The organism is Prevotella sp. tc2-28, assembly GCF_900107705.1.
In the GTDB taxonomy this organism is placed as follows: Bacteria; Bacteroidota; Bacteroidia; order Bacteroidales; family Bacteroidaceae; genus Prevotella.
Window position 1 is genome coordinate 244,769 of sequence record NZ_FNRE01000004.1, and the last position, 20,647, is coordinate 265,415.

The window sequence follows — 20,647 nt, forward strand, 5'->3', positions numbered from 1 at the left end:
ATGTCAAACTTTCAAAAAAACAGTAAGGATTATGGAGAACCCGACATTACCTACCAACTGGCTGGCTGCGCTGAGCAACGCCAACCACGACGGCACGACACAGCAGATTGACGATGCCGTCGGAAACTTTGAGACCGAGAACCAGGTGTTCCTGCAGAAGGCACAGGCCGTACACCAGGCCCGCGTGCAGGAGGACGACGTGTGGCAGAAGTCGCAGGTGGACCCCGTGGTGAAGCAGCTGGAGGCCGCCGACAAGCAGCAGGATGCCTACATGACCGCCTTCCGCTACATCAACGACGGCTATGCCGCGCTGCCCGACGGCGAGGCACAAAAGGCGGACGCGCTGGTGGTGCAGCGCACGTTCAAGGACTTCAAGTTCCGCGTCAACGACGGCTACGGCGCCGAGGCGGACAAGATTCTGCAGATGGGCCAGAACCTGCAGACGAAGCAGGAGTTCCTGACCCAGATTGGCGCTTGGCAGTGGTACGTCAAGGCCGCGCAGGCCGCACAGCAGGTGCGCTATCTGCTGGGCGAGCGTGCCAAGACGAAGGGCGAGTTCGTGAAGGGTGAGCTGAAGGCCGCCCGCCGCCAGACCGACCTGGCCATCGCCGACCTCTACCGCACCATCATCGCCATGATGGACCTCATGCCCAGCGACGCCCTCACCGCTCTCTACACCCAGCTGAAGGGCTTCGAGCGCTACGCCCGCGAGTACTACCTGCCCAAGGGCAAGGGCGAGGACGACCCCGAACCCGAGCCGCAGCCCGAACCCGACGTGACGCCCGTGGAGCCGGAGGCATAGTCCGCAGTGGTCGCAAAGCTCAAAATCCCCGTAGTTTTATGGTCGCTACGCTCAAAATTATAGAAAAATTGAATCAAAAAATTATCAGAACAATGCCTTTTTATAATTTTCAAAACAATTTTCTTATAATTTTGAGCGAAAGCGACCCCCAAAAAGAAAGAATATGGATGCAATAACGGAATATAACAAGAAGTACGAGTTCTTCAAGGACATCACTGGTGAGGCTATGCGCATCCACCGTAAGTGGCATTCGGGCCTGCTGGAGTCTGCTTACGAAGCCGCGCTGAAATACCTCTTGGAGCAGAAGGGCTACACCGTGGAGCGTCAGAAGTTCCTGCCCATCTATTGGGATGACGTGCGCCTCGACCAGGACTACCGTATGGACTTGGTCGTCAATGGCAATATCATCCTCGAACTGAAGGCCGTGAACTTCGTTGACAAGGAACACCGCCGCCAACTCTTCAACTACATGCATCTGACCCACACCGAGTATGGCATGGTCATCAACTTCGGTGGTGACAGCCTGTTTTCAGAGTGGTACCGCCGCGACCCCATCACTGGTGAAATCGAGAAAATCAAACTCTTATAGGCAAATGGTCGCTACGCTCAAAATTATAGAAAAATTGAAACAAAAAATTATCAGAGCGATGTGTTTTTATAATTTTCAAAACAATTTTCTTATAATTTTGAGCGAAAGCGACCCAAGTATGCTCGGATTTCAGGAATCGGCAATGAAACTGGAAGATTCTATCTCGGATTTCAGGAAAATTTTGAGTCTTGCGACCAATACGACCTCGGATTTCAGGAATCCAGACAGGAAGCGGGCGCGGCGAGGACGGATTGCAGCAATCTGCACTTTCACCGCCCCCGTCGCAGCCCGTTTTTCTGGAATCCGGCGCCTCTCATGCAGAATTATATGATTAAATCGGTAAAAATGACTAAAAAAAGCATCCTCCGTGACCAATTTTCATGGAAAGTTCGTACCTTTGCACAAAATTTGTGCGAGAACGGGCTGCACCTCGGCAAAGAGCGAGCTCTCTGCACTCGGTTTGCACCGTCCTTGTCACACGCATTTCGAAAGGGATGCAGATCTTTTTGTTGCTCATTCATCGTCCGAACTACCACCTCGAAAGAAGAAAGAGCGATATTATATCTCGATGGAGTGTGCGCACAAGCGCAGACTTCGCATAGAGATATAGGGCTGTGGTAGGCCTTGGACGATGTATGTGGGGGCCTGCGCTTTCTTTATGCCTTTGAGTTAGTGCTTTCCCCACAGATTTGAGAGACGAAAGTAATAACAAAATAAGTAACCATAACAAAAAGACAATTAAAAATGAGAGTTATGATCAGGATTAAACGAACATTCAATCTCATCCTCACCCTCACCGCGATGCTAACGATGGCGCAAACGGCGATGGCAGCAATAACGGGTAGCGGAACTGCCGACGACCCTTATCTTATCAGTTCGACGGAGGACTGGAACACATTCGCCAACAACGTGAACAACGGCACGTCGTACAGCGGACAGACAGTGAAACTGAATGCCGACATCAGCGTTACGACGATGGTGGGCAGCTGGGACAATCCATTCAATGGCACGTTCGACGGTGGCGGCCACACGCTGAGCGTCACGCTGAACAATGACAGCCAATATGGAGATGAGGATGCTTATTATGGCGTGGCTCCCTTCCGTTTTACCAACGGGGCCACCTTCCAGTTCCTGGTCGTTACGGGCATCGTTACCACCTCTACGCGAAAGTATGCCGCTGGTCTTATTGGAATGACAAAGGGTGGCACAAACACGATTCTGAACTGTATATCCAGTGTTGAAATCTACAGCACCATCAACAACAAGTGGGGCGACAACGACGGCACACATGGCGGTTTCATTGGCAAGGCAAGCGGCACGGTCATCATCAACAACTGCCTGTTTAACGGACAGCTGACCACTACAAGCGATAATCCCACTATCAATTGCGGCGGCTTTGTTGGATGGAGAGACGGTAATAGTACGCTCAGCATTTCCAACAGCCTCTATGCACCGAACACCACCATCCCCAGCGGTAAGACTGCCGTTAACGTTGGTGCAACTTTCTCGCGCAACGACGTAACACCTACCAATAGCTATTATACGCAAACGTTGGGTACCGCTCAGGGTACGGCTGTCGGCTCAAAGACGGCTGCACAACTTGTCGCCGCTCTCGGCAGCGCTTGGAGGGTCAGCAGCGGCAGGGCTGTCCCTAAGCTCCTTCTGTCTTCTAAATCCTTTACCATAGCCAATGCGAGCAATCAGTACGACGGCGTAAGCGTAACCACTATCCTATACGGCGAGAATGCTTTTCTCGTTCCCACGAGTGATAGTGGTATGCAGACAAACAGGAAAGAGGGAAGCGTACTCACTTTGAGAAGTAGCGTCGGCGAGGAGGGCATAGTAAATCTATATCCTCGCATCAGCGGCAATGTAAAGTCCGTATTGTTCAGCAGAGCACAAGTTAATTATTCATCTACTGTTGGTGAGGGAAGTTACTTGAAAATCGGAAAGAACGGTGCCTGGACAAATTCCTATTCAGAGACTATGAGCAGTTACACCAGCATGCTCTTCTCCAGCGAGAACGGAATGCAACTTGCAAACGAGGACGACTATCTCGAAATAAGGATGAAGAACACCGATATCACCAGAAACGCCTCTTTCTTCATACAAGGCACACTTACCATTACTTACGAGCCGACAGAGGCCACGGAAACGCACAGGCACAACTTTACATTCAGCAAGAATGCAGAGGGCAACACGCTGACCGCCACCTGCGCCCACGACGACAACAAGAACTGCGAACTTGCAAGTTCTAACTATCAGATAACTACGACGCTGACTCCGCCGACTCACGCTACCTATTCGCAAGAAAAGTATCACCCTGCCACACTGTCGAATATTGCAAGTTTCTCGAATGCGACAAAAGCCAAGGCTGGCGACATCACCTATGTAAACAATACGACTGGCGCAAGCCTTGGCACCTCAATGCCCCATGACGTAGGAGCCTACACTGCCAGTGTCACCATCAATGCCGACAATTATCCCTACACACTAACGACAAGTTTCCGCGTTGGAACTTTCAGCGGCATTAACCTCAACTATCCGCAGTTCACTACTGACAAGGAAGGAAACTATGCCATTGACGGCGAGACGGTCACCCTCACCTTCACGTCGAAGTTTGGCGAGACATTGACAGGAGTGACCGCGACGGGCGCAACCTCTGGCAGTGACATCACGTTGACCCCGACAGGTTCCAACATCTACACGTTCACTATGCCCGCTGAGGGAGTCAACATCGGTGCAACGTTCTCAGCACCCGATGCCAGCCACTTCGAGCAGAACGGCGACACCTACACCATCAAGACCGCCAACGGCTGGGGCTGGTTCTGCTTTGCCACAAACTACGACTTGGCTCCCGACGGCTTCAGCGGCAAGGTTGTGAAACTCGCTGGAAATGTCAGTTCATCGGAGATGGCAGGCAAGAGCGGTCACCCGTTCAAGGGTACGTTTGACGGGCAGAACTACACGCTGACCTTCAACCGCACTGCCGCCGAGCACCTCAGCGCTCCATTCCACTACATCAATGGCGCCACCATCAGCAACCTCCACGTAGAGGGCACCATTACGGGCGGCACATACGAGAGCTTGGGCGGTCTGGTGGGCCATGCCGAGGGCAATATCACCATCAATAACTGCCACGTGAGCACCGAAATCAGCACCACAGTCAGCGGCAGCGCCCTTCACGGCGGTGTCATTGGCACGTGGAATGGCTCTTATGCCACCTGCACCGTCACGGGCTGCGTCTATGACGGACTGATTTACAACCCAGACGAGGCTGGCGTGACCACCTCCTGCCGCGGATTCATAGGATGGGACTATGGAAATAACGGGACCATCACGTTCACCGACTGCCTGTCCGCTCCCGCTGCATACGGCACGGGCAAATACGCGCTGGGCGGCAACTGCTTCACGTTCGTCTATCCAAACAGTGAGCCGACCTTGGACTACAACATGAAGAACTGCTACTACACCAGCATCCTCGGCAACAGGCAGGGCCGCCCCGCAGCCACGGCGACCACTGCGCCCGGCAACCTCGGTAATGCGATGACCGACCACGGAATGGTGGATGGCTACGAGAACGGCTTCCTCTACGACGGCAACTACTACACGCCGAAGTACGGCGACGCAGCGGTTGAATATCGCTTCAATGACTGGAATGAAAGGGCCGACGTGACCATCAACGGCACGGGCAACAACCTCGTGGGTGTGAACATCACGGAGGAGGTAGGCAATATCAAGAGCGTGACCTACAACCGCCCGTTCAACACAGCACAGGCCGCGACGGTGATACTGCCGTTCAGCTATATCTGCGACGGCAACGAGGGCAGCGAGGGCGGCAAGTTCTACGGCTTCAAGGAAGTGGCGTACGACTATAACCAGCATATATGGGTATGCACGATGCAGGAGCCGGGCAATACGGCTGCGACATCGCTGACGGCCAACACACCGTATCTGTTCATGCCGAATGCCACGACGATGACGTTCCCGAACATCTCGAGCATGACGGGCGGAGTCGTGACGCTGCAGACCACGACGGCCAACGATGGTCTCTATGGCGGCGATACGACGGATGCAGCCTGGAATTTCCACGGCTCGTACAAAGGGAAGACGTGGACATCAAGCGATTCTGATAAAGACTACGGCTTTGCAGCCCATGGCGGCACCGCTGTTCACGGTGAGGAAGTGGTGGCCGGGCAGTTCGTCCGCTTCACCACAGGTGCCTTCATCAAGCCCATGCGCTGCTATCTGTCGTATGTCGGCACGGAGGCCCCAGCGCCGGCACGCGGCTTGAACCGCGCAGCCGCCACCGACGACCTGCCCCAGAGCATCACCGTGCGTCTCGTCAGCCGCAACGGCGAGACTACCGCCATCGGCGAGATTGACACCAAGACGGGCGAAGTTTCCTTCGACAGCGAGGCATGGTACACGCTCGACGGTGTGCGCCTGAGCGGCAAGCCCAGCACCAAGGGCATCTATATTAACAATGGACGTAAGATTGTAATCAGGTAAGGAGATCACAGCAATGAAAAAGAAATATATGAAGCCATCATTCAGAGTAGTGGAACTGCAACACCACACCCATCTGCTACAAACCAGCGACCCCGAGCCACTGCGCAATGTCCCCTGGTGGGATGGCGAGGGCGATTGAATACTGCAAGGATTATTCATGAATCATCAAGAAGAGCAACAATTCTACAAACTCCTGCGCCTGTCATTAGGGCTGACGCAGGAGTTTCCTGTTGACGTGGATGCCGACGGATGGCGGGGATTGTATCAGACGGCAGTACGTCAGTCGCTCGTCGCTGTCTGCTATCAAGGCGTGTGCCTGTTGCCAGAGGGCAGCAAGCCGCCTGTAGAGATTGCCATGCAGTGGGCCAGCGAAGCAGAAAGCATCAAAGGGGTGAATGAACTGCTATATCAAGAGACAGCACGGAACAAAAAATAAAACGAAATGGTACAGCACTGAGATTATAATCTAAAATAGATGATTATGCGGATTATTTGAAAAAAAGTTGTTAAAAGGGGTTAGCTTTTGCGCCCCTTTTCCTGTCTATTATAGTAGATGAAAACAAACGAGATAGAAATACTTTTCCGCCAGCACTATAATCAGATGATACAGTTGGCAAGAATGATGCTCTACGACGACGAGGAATCGCGCGACGTGGTGAGCGAGGTGTTTGCCACGCTGGTAAAGACGGACATCATGCCGAGGAACGTTGAAAACTACTTGATGACAAGTGTCAGAAACAGATGTAGGAATCTGCTGGAGCATAAGGATGTGAGAGCAAAGTTTGAACAGCTTTATGTGACAGAGATGAAGCAAGGGAGTGTAGAGGAAGAAGATGATTTGTCACCAATGGCTGTTGAGCGTAAATATGAACAGGTCATTACCTATGCAAAGAAACAGCTGACGGGACAGACGTTGATGGTATTCGAGATGCGCCACCTGCAAGGCATGAAGTATCAGGAGATAGCTGACCAGCTGGGCATCAGCAAGGTGATGGTTTACAAACATCTGACGAAAGCGATGACAATAATCAGAGAGTATCAACAGAAAATAATATAAGGACTATGGAAAAGAACGAAAAGATTCAGATGCTGCTTGACATGCAGGAACATCCCGAGAACTACTCGGAGCAGGAATTGAAGACGATGCTGAAAGACCCCGAAGTGCGTGAACTCATGGAGGCAACGGCACTGTTGAAGCAAGCTATGATCTGGGAGAATTCGAGAAAGAACGCTGTGAATGTGGATGCTGAGTGGCAACGGTTTGCCGGACAGCATATCGCTGACAGCAAGCCCCGTCGCGGATGGATGAAGGTTGCCGCCGTATTCCTCGGTGCTTTGTTTGTGTCGGGTATCACCTTTGCGGCTATCCACATAGTTCGGATGGTCAATAGCCAAAAGTCTCAGACCGTTCAGACCGAACAGCCCATGACGGCCAAGGCATCTACGACGATACCTGCCGATACCGTCAAAACCGACACCATTGCACCAAAGATTATCCGTTACGACGAAGCCACGCTCCAGAAGATTCTCACCGACATGGGCGAATACTACCGCTTGCGCGTGGAGTTGAGAAACGAGGATGCAAAGACACTGCGCCTGTTCTTCCAGTGGAATCAGCGACAGGAAGCGTCTAAAGTGTTGGAACAGCTGAATACGTTTGAACGCATTCACTTGGTGTTGAACGACAGTACGATTATTGCCGAATGACCATGAAAAGACTGATTATTTTTTCTGGAAGATTGGTACTCACCATTGTCTTCAGCCTCGTTACCATGCTTGGCAATGCACAGAGCATCACCCGACAATATGATAATGTGTCGCTGTCGAAGGCTTTGATGGAACTCAACGACCTGCAACAGACGTACACCATCAACTTCATTTACGACGAACTGGAAGACTTCCGCGTGACTACCAGCATCAAGCACAAGACCGTCACAGAGGCTATCATGCAGATTGTCGGCTTCTATCCCGTCCGGGTCGTGAAGCGTGGCGAGAGCGAAATCTATGTGGAGTGTACCCATAAAACTGAGCGTCATCTGACGGGTACCATCATCGACGAAAACCGCCAGCCCGTGCCCTATGCCAATGTTTACCTGCTTCATCCATCAGACTCAACCGTCATCGGTGGAGGCGTGAGCAACGAGGCTGGCGTCTTCGTCATCCCCTACGAGCAGCCTACCGTCCTTGCCCGTATCTCATACGTGGGCTACAAGACTATATACAAACTATGCAGCAACGAGCAGGTGGGAACCATTCAGATGAAGCCCGAAACGATGACCATCAACGGTGTGGTGGTGAAAGGCAGTCGCCGCATCATCAAGAACGCCACAGACCGTTTGCAATATCTTGTGTCTGCTGACGAGTTCGCCAAAGGGTTAACGGCTTTGGAACTGATGAGTCGTGTACCTCTGCTGCAAGCATCTGAGGATGGTGTCAGCATCGTGGGCAAAGGCTCCACCCATTTCCTGCTGAACGGCCGTGAACTGCCCGATGACATGGTGAACGCCAAACTCCGCTCACTCAAGTCGGACGATATAGAGCGCGTCGAGGTCATCACCATTCCACCGTCAAAATACAAGGCCGAGCCGAATGCGGGCTATGTGAACATCGTGCTGCGTCGCGACCAGACGTTAGGCTTGCGCGGCGACCTGATGGGCGGGCTGCACTTCAAGGAGCACACCAACTGGGACGTGATGCCATCCGTCAACTACGCCACGAAGAAACTCGACGTATCCTTCTCGGCAGGCGTCAGCGATGTCAAGGGCAGCAACGACCATACGCAGACAACAACCTTCAGTGACCATGAAAAGCAGTCGGAATATGTGCGCAGTTTCGACTGGAAAACCTACAACGCCAATCTGCTGGCGAAGTATCAACTATCACAGAAAATCGACCTCGGTGTGCTCAGTAGTATATCCACAAATCAGATGGACATCAACCAGCACGACGTCACCCGTGAGTGGAACACCGAAACCGTGACCGATATGACCTCACCCAAGCCCAAGAACTTCAACCTTTCAGCCGAGTTGTTCCTCGACTGGATGTTAGACACGAAGGGCAAGATGATGACGCTGACCTACGACTACCTGAACAACTACGCCAAGCAGGACGAAAGGCTCACTTCCACTTTACAGAACATGCAGACCACAGGCTCCAGCCGTTATCGCATCGATGCCTACAAGATGGACTTCACGCTGCCACTGCCCATTGCCAATGTAGAGACGGGCCTGCACTATACACACATAGGCAACAGTTCCGACGTGAATATCTATAGTGATGCCACTGGCTCATGGCAAAAGGATTTGGGCCAGTCCAACGAATTCGACTATACCGAGCAGACTGCCGCTGCATACGTCTCTGCCTGGCGTCAGTTCAGCAAGAAGTTCTCGGCAAAGGTTGGCCTTCGATTGGAAAAGACGTGGATTGAGGGTCGCCAGATTACGACCAACGCCACCAACCGCGACCATTACCTCTATGTGTTCCCAACCGTCCACTTCAGTTGGAACCCGTCGGACAAGGCCCACTTTGGTGCAGCCTATTCAAAAGGCATAGCCCGTCCCGACTTCCAGAGCCTCAATCCTTTCCGCTACTACATGACTCCCACCAACTATTTCGCTGGCAATCCCTATCTGACACCTGGCCTTACAGACAACGTGGAGGTGAACTTCAGCAACGGGCGCGGACTCTATGCCGTGCTCTACGAGAGCCACCAGAAGGATGCCCTCGGCTCCCCGACCACCTTCACGCCCGACGGCATACAGAGCACGACCATGGAAAACTGCTTCTCGTCGGACAAGACGGGTCTTTACGTCTCGTGGCAGCGCAACTTCTTCCCGTGGTGGAACGTCAACCTTGGCGGCGAGGTATTCTATTCACAGAGCATCGCCAAGAGCGAGGCATCAGGACTGCGCAACCTCTATTCGTGGAGCGGCAAGGGCGAGGTGAGTTCCGACTGGTTTCTGAACCGTCAGCATACGTTGGTACTCAGTGCCAGTTACACCCACTATTTCCCATACGTCAGCATGACGGCCAAGTACGAAAGCATGGCCCTGCTATATGCCCAGTTGCGCTATTCGCTGCTCGACAACCGCCTGCGCCTGAACCTTAGCGTCAGTGATCCTTTCCGTCAGAACATCACGCGCTCCACCAGCCAATATGACGGCTACACCATCTACACCACCAACTATGTCCATCCACACAGCGTCAACCTCTCGGCCACCTGGTCGTTTGGCGGCAACAAGGTGCGTCGCTCCTATCGTCAGTCAAAGAACACCGAGGCTGGCCGTGCTTCAACACGATAGATTATCGTAACAGACACAGACCATCAACTACACAAAACAGGACTTGCATTTAAGGCAAATCCTGTTTTTTTATATGTGCTATTTCATTTTCTTTCTCAAAATGGTTAGCTTTTTTAATCCCTTCCTGTCTATTATTATAGAGTTAAGTCAGCGTACCGACGTGATGTCAGGCAAGGGCGACATCAGGCACACACTACAGACGCGAGTCAGCAAGCCTACACATGGCGTTGGCCAAAGGAATAGAAATGTTTACCTGCTTCATCAAAACAAAGATAGACATTGACCTGCGGAAACGCCATTTTCAAGTGACACCTTTTTTTATTTATTATATAATTAACAATTTAAAACGAAGTATGATGAAACAGGTACATTTGAAAATGCCTCTGAGGATGTTGGCCGCACTGTTCGGCTTGATTCTTTCAGCGAGTGCCCTGGGCCAGCAGATTACGGTCAAGGGGCATGTGGTGGATGCTACCGGAGAAGGAGTTATCGGTGCTACCGTCCGAGTCAATGGAACAGGCGGGACTGTGACCGACTTCGACGGAAACTTTACGTTACAGGCGAATCAGGGCGACAAGCTGACCGTCTCGTATGTGGGCTACAAGGATGCTACGGCTCTCGCTGCTCCCACGGTCACCATCCGCATGGAGGATGACACGGAAGCGCTGGAGGAAGTGGTGGTTATCGGCTATGGTCGTGTGAAGAAGAACGACCTGACGGGTAGCGTGACTGCCCTCGGTGCCGACAAACTGGTGAGGGGTGCCGTCACCTCGGCAACGGATATGCTCGTAGGTCAGGCGGCTGGTGTCAGTGTGATTACCGACGGCGGTGCGCCTGGCGGTGGCGCGACCATCCGTATCCGTGGCGGCTCGTCGATGTCGGCCTCTAACAATCCGCTGGTCGTGATTGACGGTGTTCCCGTTGACGATGGCGACATCAGCGGTATGCGTAACCCGCTGGCTACCGTCCATCCGAACGACATCGAGACGTTTACCATTCTGAAGGATGCCTCGGCCACGGCCATCTATGGTAGCCGTGCCTCGAACGGTGTGATCATCATCACCACCAAGAAGGGACAGGCAGGACGCGTGAAGGTGTCATACGCCGGAAACGTGAAGATCAGCACCCGCACCAAGGATGTGGATGTGATGTCGGCAGAGAGTTTCAAGCAGTTTGTCAATAAGAAATTCGGTGCCGGCAGTCCGCAGGCAGGCGCCATCGGCAGTTATGACACCGACTGGCAGAAGGAAATCTACCGCACAGCCGTAAGCACCGACAATAACGTCAGCCTCTCCGGCTCGCTGCCCAACATGCCTTACCGCGTGTCCGTAGGCTATACCAACGAGAACGGTATCATCAAGACCTCGAACATGGATCGTCTGACGGGTGCCGTCAACCTCAATCCACAACTCTTCGACAAGCATCTGAATATCCAGTTGAACGTGAAGGGCATCTATACCACGAACCGTTTCCCCGACATGGGAGCCGTAAACCTGGCGACACAGTTTGACCCGACACAGCCCGTTATGATGAGCGGCTCGGAGTACGGCAACGGCTACTTCATGTATCTGAATCCCGTCAATGGCCTGCCTATCGACATCGGTCTGACGAATCCCGTTTCGATGCTCGATTCGAAGAGCGACAAGTCAACGGTCTATCGTAGCATCGGCAATGCCCAGTTCGACTATAAGTTCCACTTCCTGCCCGAACTGCGTGCCAACCTGAATTTGGGTTACGACGTGTCGAAGGGCGAGGGCGATGTGATTATTACCGACAACTCGCCGATGACTTGGTGCGCTGGCAACTACAAGGCCGGATTCGGTGAGAACAGTAAGTATTGGCAGTTGAAGCGTAACACCCTGTTGGAGTTCTATCTGGACTATGCCAACACCTTCGGCGCACACAGCATTGACGTGATGGGAGGTTACTCCTGGCAGCACTTCTACAAGTCGGACTGGACAAAGTTCCCGTATTCAGAGAAATTCGCCAAGGAGAAGGGCACCGAGTTCTATAAGGATATGGAGGAGAACAAGACAGAGAACTACCTCGTCTCTTTCTTCGGTCGTCTGAACTATACGCTGCTCGACCGCTATCTCTTCACCTTTACACTGCGTGATGACGGCTCTTCACGTTTCAGCAAGGAAAACCGTTGGGGTCTCTTCCCGTCTGCTGCTTTTGCATGGCGCATCAACGATGAGCCGTTCCTTAGGAACGTGAAGGCCATCTCTGACTTGAAACTCCGTTTGGGCTATGGTGTCACTGGTCAGCAGAACCTGAACAATGGCGACTATCCCTATATGGCCCGTTATTCTTATTCCAAGGCTGGTGCCAACTACTATTTCGGCAACACAAAGTATCGCCTGATAGCCCCACAAGCCTACGACGAGAATCTGAAATGGGAGGAAACAACCACCTATAATGTAGGTCTGGACTTTGGCTTCCTGAACAACAAGATTACAGGAACGTTGGATTATTACTACCGCAAGACTGACAATCTGTTGAATACTGTGACTGCTCCTGCAGGTACGAACTTCAGCAACGAACTGTTGACGAATGTGGGTACGCTGGAGAACAAGGGTGTTGAACTGTCACTGACCGCCCATCCGGTAGATACGAAAGACTGGCACTGGACCATCAACTACAATGTATCCTACAACAAGAACGAGATTACTAAATTGACCTTCAACGATGATCCGTCGTACAAGGGTGTGATACATGGTGACATCGACGGTGCCACTGGCTATAAGATTCAGATCAATGCTGTGAACAATCCCTATAACTCTTTCTATGTGTTCGAACAGATGTACGACACTGACGGAAAGCCCATCGAGGGTGCATACGTGGACCAGAACGGTGACAACAAGATAGACGAGGAAGACCTGATAGCCTATAAGAAGTCGGCTCCCGACGTGTATATGGGTCTGAGCAACCAGATTTCCTATAAGAACTGGGATTTGTCGTTTGCCGTCCGTGCCAGTTTCGGCAACTATGTATATAATAATGTGCAGTCGAACCGCGAGGCTTGGGACGGCTCACAGATGTACGACCAGAGCGGCTTCCTGAAGAACCGTCTGGAATCTGCATGGGATCATGACTTCAAGGCAGGTCAATACCGTAGCAGTTACTATATCCAGAACGCTTCGTTCTTCCGTATGGATAACATCACGCTGGGCTACACCTTCCAGAAACTCTTCAATGACAAGCAGACCGCCCGCGTGTATTTCACCGTACAGAATCCGTTTGTAATCACGAAGTACAAGGGTCTTGACCCCGAAATCAGCGGTGAGGGTATCGACAAGGAACTCTATCCGCGTCCTCGCTCGTTTATGTTAGGCGTAAATCTTAATTTCTAAATCAAGCAAGAAAATGAAGACAATTAAATTCAAAAATATCCTGTCAGTTGCCCTCGTTGGTACAATGCTGGGCACGACATCATGCACGGGTGACCTCGACACCGTGCCCATCGACAAGGACGACTTGGTTTCAAGCGTCGTGTTCGGAAATGAGATAGGTGCCTATGAGGAAAGTCTGGCCAAGATTTATGCCGGACTGGTGATAGGCGGAAACAAAGGCGGTGACGACGAACAGGATGTGGTAGGTATTGATGGCGGTTCACAGGCTTCGTTCATCCGTGTATTATGGAACATGCAGGAACTGGCATCCGATATGGCGCACTGCTGCTGGAACGATCCCGGTATCCCTGATTTCAATCATATTTCATGGGCCGCCTCCTCTCCTTGGGTGAAAGGTAGTTACTATCGTCTGTTCTATCAGATCAACCTCTCCAATGCCTATCTGCGTGAGACCACCGAAGGCAAGTTATCAGAACGTGGTTGCTCTGAGCAGGTGAAGGCAAAGGTGGCTCAGTATCGCGCTGAGGCCCGTTTCATGAGAGCCCTGATGTACCAATATGCGCTCGACCTCTACCGCAACGTGCCGTTTGTCGATGAGAACAGCACCGTGGGTAGTGACCGTCCGAAGCAGATTCTGGCGGCAGACCTCTTCAAGTATATCGAGAGTGAGATGCTGGCCTGCGAAAGTGAACTTGCCGACCCGGTAATAGGATGGAGCGACAGTTATGGCCACGCCAACAAAGCCTGTATGTGGGCCGCACTCAGCCGCCTGTATCTGAATGCCGAGACCTACGTGGGCGAAAACCGTTACACCGACTGCATCACCTACTCGAAGAAAGTGATTGGCGCAGGCTATCAGTTGGAAGAGAACTACGGCGATATGTTCAAGGCTGACAACGACCACTCGAAGGAGATGATTATGCCCTGCCGCTATGAGGGTGAGGAAACGATGACATGGGGAGGCATGACAGCCCTGCTGTGCTGGGGGTCTTCAGAGTTCCAGGAAGAAACCAACGCCAAAGGTGCCTGGCAGGGCGTTCGTGCCAAGTCATCGCTCTACAACATCTTCACCCGTGAGAACGAGATGGACAAGGACAGCCGTAGGCAGATGCTCCGTACTGATGCCACGACGAGTTTCGAGATTACCAACGAGGCCAATTTCGTGAACAACGGCATCCCCGTGACTAAGTTCTACAATGTCTATAAGGATGGCTCAAAGCCCGCTTCCTCGGAGGCATGGACGGACTTCCCGCTGTTCCGTTTGGGTGAGATATACCTGAACTTAGCCGAGGCTGTGCTGCGTGGTGGTCAGGGTGCTACGAAGGCCGAGGCTCTTGGCTATCTGAACGACCTGCGCAAACGTGCCTATACGGATAAGTTGGCAGCACCGATCTCTGACAGTGAGTTTACGCTTGACTTTATGCTTGATGAGCGTGGACGTGAGATGTTCTATGAAGCCCAGCGCCGTACAGACCTTGTGCGTTTCGGCAAGTACACGGGTGATGAATACGTCTGGCCGTGGAAGGGTGGCGTGGCTGGAGGAAAGGCTGTCAGCAATTTCTATGCCGTCTATCCCATTCCCTCCGACGATATTGGCTCTAATGAGAATCTGAAACAGAATGAAGGGTATTGATAAATTAGAAATTAGGAATTAGAAATTATGATTACCAAAAGCATATATAAGAAAATAGGTGTGTTCTGTGCAGTCTGTGGTCTTTTAACCTCGTGCGCAGAGGACACCACCGAACCCGTGCTACAGTTGCGACAGGCGGCTACGCTGAATGCTGTCAGCCCTGCCGACATCACCATCACTAAGGACAACAGCACGGCACAGTTCCCTGAGATTACTTGGGAGAAAGCCAACTATGGCAATGGGGCAGTGGTCAACTATGAAGTGACGCTGACTAACAACAGTAACCAGAAGAGCGTTGTCATCGGTGAGACGGGCGACACGAAACTCTCGTTTACCAATGCTGAGATGAACAAGATTCTGGCCAGCATCGGTGCCTATCCCGGACAGGCTTACGACTTCACCGTATCGCTGAAGTCAACGGCTTTCGACGTGTATCAGAACGAGGCTACGAACACCGTGACGTTCAAGGCTACGCCCTACGACCCGAACGTGGATGATATTGACTGGCCATACGCCTACGTGGCCGTTGGCTATCCAAATTGGGACTATACGACGGCCTATCTGATTGGTGACCCCGACGGCGATGGTGTCTATCAGGGCTGGGTACAGTTTGACGATGCCACGACCTACGCCATCCTCGACGGTAATGACGTGACGAAGGTGCTGGCACAGGGCGAAGTGGACGATGAGAGCAAGGGCTTCGTGGAGGTGAAGATGGAGGCCGACGGAACACTGAGCCAGTCGTGGGCTTGCAACACATGGGGCGTCATCGGCGATGCCACCTCTGGCGGCTGGAGCGACGATACGAAGATGGAATACGACAAGAGCACGCGTCTCTGGACGGTGATTACCTCAATGACCGACAAGGAGTTTAAGTTCCGCGCCAACAGCGACTGGACGATTAACTACGGTGGTGACGGTGTGACGGAGAACGGACTGGCTCCGAGTGGCGATAACATCAAGGTGCCGAAGGAGAGCGCCTACATCATCACGCTTGACCTGACCAATGCTGGACGCTATACCTACGCGATGGAAGAGACGACCATCGAAATGAGTAGTGCCTTCATGACCCTGCCGGGCAGTTATCAGGGTTGGAGTCCTGAGGCTGAGAGTGCATACAAGGTGGTGTCTGAGGCCCGCGACTTCAAGTATTCGGGGGCTTACTACTTCGCTGCGGGTACGGAATTCAAGTTCTATGACAGTGGCTCGTGGATTGGCATCGTGGGCGACATCAGTTGGAACGAGACCCGCACAAAGGGCGACTTCGTGATTGGCGACGGTGCGAACATCGTCATTACCGAGGGGGCCTACTACAAGATTACGGCTGACACGAAGAAGATGGTGGCCTCGCTGGCAAAGACTGGCTGGGAGGTGATCGGCGACGCTACGGCTGGCGGCTGGGACAAGGGCCAAGTGATGGATTATGATCCTGAAAGCGAAACTTGGTCAACCACGATTACCGTCAGCGACGGCGACATCAAGTTCCGCTGGGATGCCTCGTGGACGATTAACCTCGGTGGCGACCTGAATGCCTTGACGCAGGACGGCCCGAATATCCACATCAATGCCGGAACCTATAAGATTGTGCTCGATGCGAATAACAACACAGCAACCATTACGGCAGTTTGATTCATACTTAGGTTAGTTAGAAATTAGTTTAGTAGAGGACTGCTGGACGTACAGGGCCGGCAGTCCTTTTCAAACTCCAAAATCATACGCTTATGAAAGTGAATAAATCCTTTTCCCTTTTCCTTTTATTAGGCCTGACGGCTTGCTATACGCAAAGGGAGGAGCCGTTGCAGCCGTTGGACGACGTGATGATGCAGGCGTTCTATTGGGATGTGCCTGTGGATGACCAGGCAAAGGATGGCACATGGTGGGATCACCTTTCTTCGTTGGCGCCGGAACTTAGGACTGCTGGCGTCAGCAGCCTGTGGACGCCCATTCCCGCAAAGGGTAACTGGGGCATCTATGACAGCGGCTACGGCATCTACGACCATTATGACCTCGGCAACTATGAGCAGAAAGGAACCATTGAGACGCGCTACGGCAGTCGTGCAGAACTGGAGCAGATGATTGCCACGATGCACAAAGCGGGCATCAATGTCTATTCCGACGTGGTGCTGAATCATCTCTATGGTGGCGATGAGAACTTCGAGGCTAACCCCGTCGTGACGGCATACGTTAAGGCGGGCCGTGGCGAGCCGTACCCTGAGAGCGACATCCAATGGAAGAACGATACGGCTTATACACGGACACATCTTTTCTTCCCGAAGCATACGGGCGATGGCGAACCAAACTATGAATGGCACTACCAGCATTTCCATCCATCATCGGCATCCGACTCATTGACAGACTTTACCGACGATGTGCTGCGTCCATGTACCAAGTTCTTCGGCAACGATCTCGACACTTATAACGAGGAAGTGCAGCAGCGGCTTTGCGATTGGGGCAAATGGCTGAAGGGCAAGATAGGCTTCGACGGGTTCCGTCTGGACTTTGTGCGTGGCCTGCAGCCGGAGTTTGTCAGCCGTTGGGTGAAAAGTTTGCCACTACAGGATGGTCATCAACCGTTTATCGTTGGTGAGTATTGGGCCGAGGACGGCCGGTATATCAAGGAATGGGTGGACAGCGTCGCCCAAGGCGGTGCCGATGTTCATGCCTTCGACTTTCCTTTGAAGTTCACACTTACTGAGATGTGCAACAAGTCGGGCGACGAATTCGATATGTCACGCTTGGCTCATGCGGGAATGATTCGTGGTTTCGGTTTGCCTGTTGACAACGTCGTGACCTTCGTAGATAACCACGACACAGGGAAGGAACATGACAAATGGATCGTCAAGGATTATGCGATGGCCTACGCCTATATCCTCACCCACGAGGGTACGCCATGCGTGTTCTATCCCCACTTCTATGCTGTCACCCAGCACGACGTGGATAATCCGTCGCTCGAAGTCACGGCACCTACAGACTTGCAGTTGGATCTCCGTCATTTGATTGACATTCGCCGCCAGTATCTCGGTGGCACATTAGCAGTCTTAACAGAATCAGACAAACATTTATACGTCGCACGCCGTCAGGGTAATGGAGTAAAGGACGGAGCCATCATCGTGCTCAACAACCACGACACCGACACCCTCAGCATCACCCTCAACGTTAATCCTGACGGCTTCACCGACTGGTCAGGCCAAACACTGGTTAATCTTCTTAATCCCAAAGAGACCATCACAGTCGGCAATGACGGCCAAGCTACGCTGTCAGCCCCCAATCGCGGCTACTCAATTTGGACCATCCAATAGAGACAAGAAGATGAAACAGAATCTGCCAGTCCGCTACGTTCTATTATCAAAATCGCCCAAAACTCTGAACATTTGTTCAGACTTTCACCCTCGGCATCCACTTTTCTGCCTGTGCCGAGGGCTTTTTTCCTCCCTTTTCCGTAACTTCGCAGCACGAAATAACAAATAAAACGAAATGAATATGAAAACAATGAAATTCTGGAGAAACATCCTCGTGATGACCGCTGCCATGCTCTCCCTCGCCTCTTGCAGCAGCGATGATGACAACGATGTCTACGAAGCAACAGAGCTTGGTGGCACATGGCAAAAGGTGTATGACGAAGGCGTGGCTGACGCTGGCACGGTGTAGTACACATTCCGTCCGCAGTCTGCCAATAACGGCACCGTTGATATATTCACCTCCGACTGGGCAGCAGGCGACACCACCGTTTATCGCATCTACACCGTAACGGATGCTGGGCATCTACAAATTTCGCCCAAGCCCGATGATACCTCAGTTGCTCTCACCGTGGATTGCGACATCCGCCGCCTCACCAGCACGCAGATGATTTGGAACAAGCCCGGCACCAGCGAAGAAATAGCTCGTTTTACAAAAGAGAAATAAACCCATCAAATCGGAATATATGAAGAAATCAATATTAGTAGGATTGCTTTTGCTACTACAAGGTATCGCTGAAGCACAAACCATCGATATTACATATCAGGACAACCACATTTATCTTCCTTGTCAGGTTAATGGTAAAGATGCAAACCTCGTCTTCGATACGGGAGCGGAACTCATCTATCTTGACAGCACCTTTATTGTCTCCAGCGGACTGACTTTCAAGCAGGTTGGTCAAGCGAATATAGGCGGAGCCGGACTTAAAGTCAAGAAGACAAAAATCATCTTCGGCGAAGTCGCTGTCGCTGTGGGAGGCAAGACCTATACCCCACAGTATGTTCCACTGATAAATTTAAGACCCATCCTTGGTGCTGATGCCGACGGGTTATTCGGATTAAAAGAGATTGGAGACAAGGTTATCTGTATTGATGTCCAAGACGGGAAGATGTCATTTGCCGACAGGGTGACTGCGGACATGACGGACGGCTTCACAAGGATTCCGATTGAGTATGCTTCAGGTCGGGTGCTGATTCCCTTTACGGTCATGGTCGGTGAAGGACAAACTATCTCGGGTAAGGCCTTGATGGATATGGGTTCAGGACAAGGTCTGGAATTTACAAGCAAAACAGCCGCCAAGTACCATCTGGAACAAATTGAGGACAAGATACCCTTTCACTATGCACACGGCGGTATCGGCGGCGAATCGTCTGGCTATGAATTTACCGTTACCACAAGTTTGAAGTTAGGCGATGTGGAAATTGTACCAGGAACCGTGAGGTATAGTTCCGATAAAACTGGAGCCATGGCAAGCGATGCGTATGCAGCCATTATCGGCAACAAGTTATGGTCGCAGTTTTTCGTGGTTTTGGACTTGAAGAACAAGAGCCTATATCTAAAGAAAATCCAGTGAATTTCAATTTAGACGACAAGCCCTGTTATGAAAAAGGTAATATCCATTCTGTTTGCACTGCTGTCATGTGACAGAAGGGACGCTCGAAGAGCCAGCATCCTTCGACTTGAAGTCAGTCACGGAGGGGGATGAAAAGCCAGACATCCAATCACCTGTGTTTATCATAGAGGACGGGACGATGCGCATACACTTTAATCAGAAGGCGGAAGAGTACAAGGCACCTGACTCTCCGCTCAACAGGGCTTTCACTGAGTTCGTGGGTGCCTTCTATCCCTTGCTGCATGGCGATTCCATCAGGCAGCAACGGCTCGACAGTCTGATGCGGAGCGAACTCTCCCGACACAATGACGATATATTGGGAATGCAAGCCCTGGCAATGGTCTACACCCATGTCAAGCCTACGACCGTGGCCTCATGGCTCGAACTGATGAGTCTGCGCGTGAAAGCAGGAGAAGCGTGGTACGGAATGACGATGGGACTCAAGGCAATGGGCGTTGACATGAAGTCGGAAAAGAAATCCTTCAGCCCTGCCGAGGGCGAGAAGTTCGTGGACTTCGCCGTCGAATACAATGGCAAAACCACCCGCCTCAGCGACTACGTGGGCCGTGGCAAGTACGTGCTCGTCGACTTCTGGGCTTCATGGTGCG

At 52.0% G+C, this 20,647-nt stretch carries 15 protein-coding genes; all 15 read left to right on the forward strand.

Going from position 1 to position 20,647, the window contains the following annotated elements:
- Positions 1 to 31: 31 nt before the first annotated feature.
- Entirely contained in the window at positions 32 to 802 is a 771-nt protein-coding gene (locus tag BLU47_RS05575; protein ID WP_091959583.1) for a DUF6261 family protein, read from the forward strand.
- Positions 803 to 965: 163 nt separating this feature from the next.
- On the forward strand, positions 966 to 1,391 hold the full coding sequence (locus BLU47_RS05580; RefSeq protein WP_091959586.1) for a GxxExxY protein: 426 nt from the start codon (positions 966 to 968) through the stop codon (positions 1,389 to 1,391).
- Between the two features lie 753 nt (positions 1,392 to 2,144).
- The gene (locus tag BLU47_RS05590; protein WP_143025482.1) at positions 2,145 to 5,903 is read left to right on the forward strand and encodes a M26 family metallopeptidase; all 3,759 of its coding nucleotides are present in this window, start codon (positions 2,145 to 2,147) and stop codon (positions 5,901 to 5,903) included.
- Positions 5,904 to 5,916: 13 nt separating this feature from the next.
- Complete coding sequence (locus BLU47_RS15135) at positions 5,917 to 6,042, forward strand: hypothetical protein (RefSeq protein WP_255402101.1); 126 nt, start codon at positions 5,917 to 5,919, stop codon at positions 6,040 to 6,042.
- Positions 6,043 to 6,060: 18 nt separating this feature from the next.
- Positions 6,061 to 6,339 carry a hypothetical protein gene (locus BLU47_RS05595; protein WP_176780470.1) on the forward strand — a complete coding sequence of 93 codons (279 nt, stop codon included), beginning with the start codon at positions 6,061 to 6,063 and terminating at the stop codon, positions 6,337 to 6,339.
- Positions 6,340 to 6,456: 117 nt separating this feature from the next.
- Positions 6,457 to 6,960, forward strand: a complete 504-nt coding sequence (locus tag BLU47_RS05600; RefSeq protein ID WP_091959594.1) for a sigma-70 family RNA polymerase sigma factor — start codon at positions 6,457 to 6,459, stop codon at positions 6,958 to 6,960.
- Positions 6,961 to 6,965: 5 nt separating this feature from the next.
- Entirely contained in the window at positions 6,966 to 7,610 is a 645-nt protein-coding gene (locus BLU47_RS05605) for a DUF4974 domain-containing protein (RefSeq protein ID WP_091959597.1), read from the forward strand.
- A 2-nt stretch (positions 7,611 to 7,612) separates the two neighbouring features.
- Positions 7,613 to 10,204 carry an outer membrane beta-barrel family protein gene (locus BLU47_RS05610; protein WP_176780471.1) on the forward strand — a complete coding sequence of 864 codons (2,592 nt, stop codon included), beginning with the start codon at positions 7,613 to 7,615 and terminating at the stop codon, positions 10,202 to 10,204.
- A gap of 356 nt (positions 10,205 to 10,560) precedes the next feature.
- Entirely contained in the window at positions 10,561 to 13,557 is a 2,997-nt protein-coding gene (locus BLU47_RS05620) for a SusC/RagA family TonB-linked outer membrane protein (RefSeq protein WP_091959654.1), read from the forward strand.
- A gap of 13 nt (positions 13,558 to 13,570) precedes the next feature.
- Positions 13,571 to 15,190, forward strand: coding sequence for a RagB/SusD family nutrient uptake outer membrane protein (locus BLU47_RS05625; RefSeq protein WP_091959607.1), 1,620 nt, complete (start codon positions 13,571 to 13,573; stop codon positions 15,188 to 15,190).
- 27 nt (positions 15,191 to 15,217) lie between these two features.
- Positions 15,218 to 16,819, forward strand: a complete 1,602-nt coding sequence (locus BLU47_RS05630) for a SusE domain-containing protein (RefSeq protein WP_091959610.1) — start codon at positions 15,218 to 15,220, stop codon at positions 16,817 to 16,819.
- A 92-nt stretch (positions 16,820 to 16,911) separates the two neighbouring features.
- Complete coding sequence (locus tag BLU47_RS05635) at positions 16,912 to 18,489, forward strand: alpha-amylase family glycosyl hydrolase (RefSeq protein WP_091959612.1); 1,578 nt, start codon at positions 16,912 to 16,914, stop codon at positions 18,487 to 18,489.
- Between the two features lie 181 nt (positions 18,490 to 18,670).
- Complete coding sequence (locus BLU47_RS14730; RefSeq protein ID WP_176780472.1) at positions 18,671 to 18,838, forward strand: hypothetical protein; 168 nt, start codon at positions 18,671 to 18,673, stop codon at positions 18,836 to 18,838.
- A 274-nt stretch (positions 18,839 to 19,112) separates the two neighbouring features.
- The gene (locus tag BLU47_RS05640; RefSeq protein ID WP_091959614.1) at positions 19,113 to 20,000 is read left to right on the forward strand and encodes an aspartyl protease family protein; all 888 of its coding nucleotides are present in this window, start codon (positions 19,113 to 19,115) and stop codon (positions 19,998 to 20,000) included.
- A 67-nt stretch (positions 20,001 to 20,067) separates the two neighbouring features.
- Positions 20,068 to 20,647: TlpA family protein disulfide reductase (locus BLU47_RS15140; protein ID WP_369796967.1), on the forward strand; the 580-nt coding region annotated here is incomplete at its 3' end.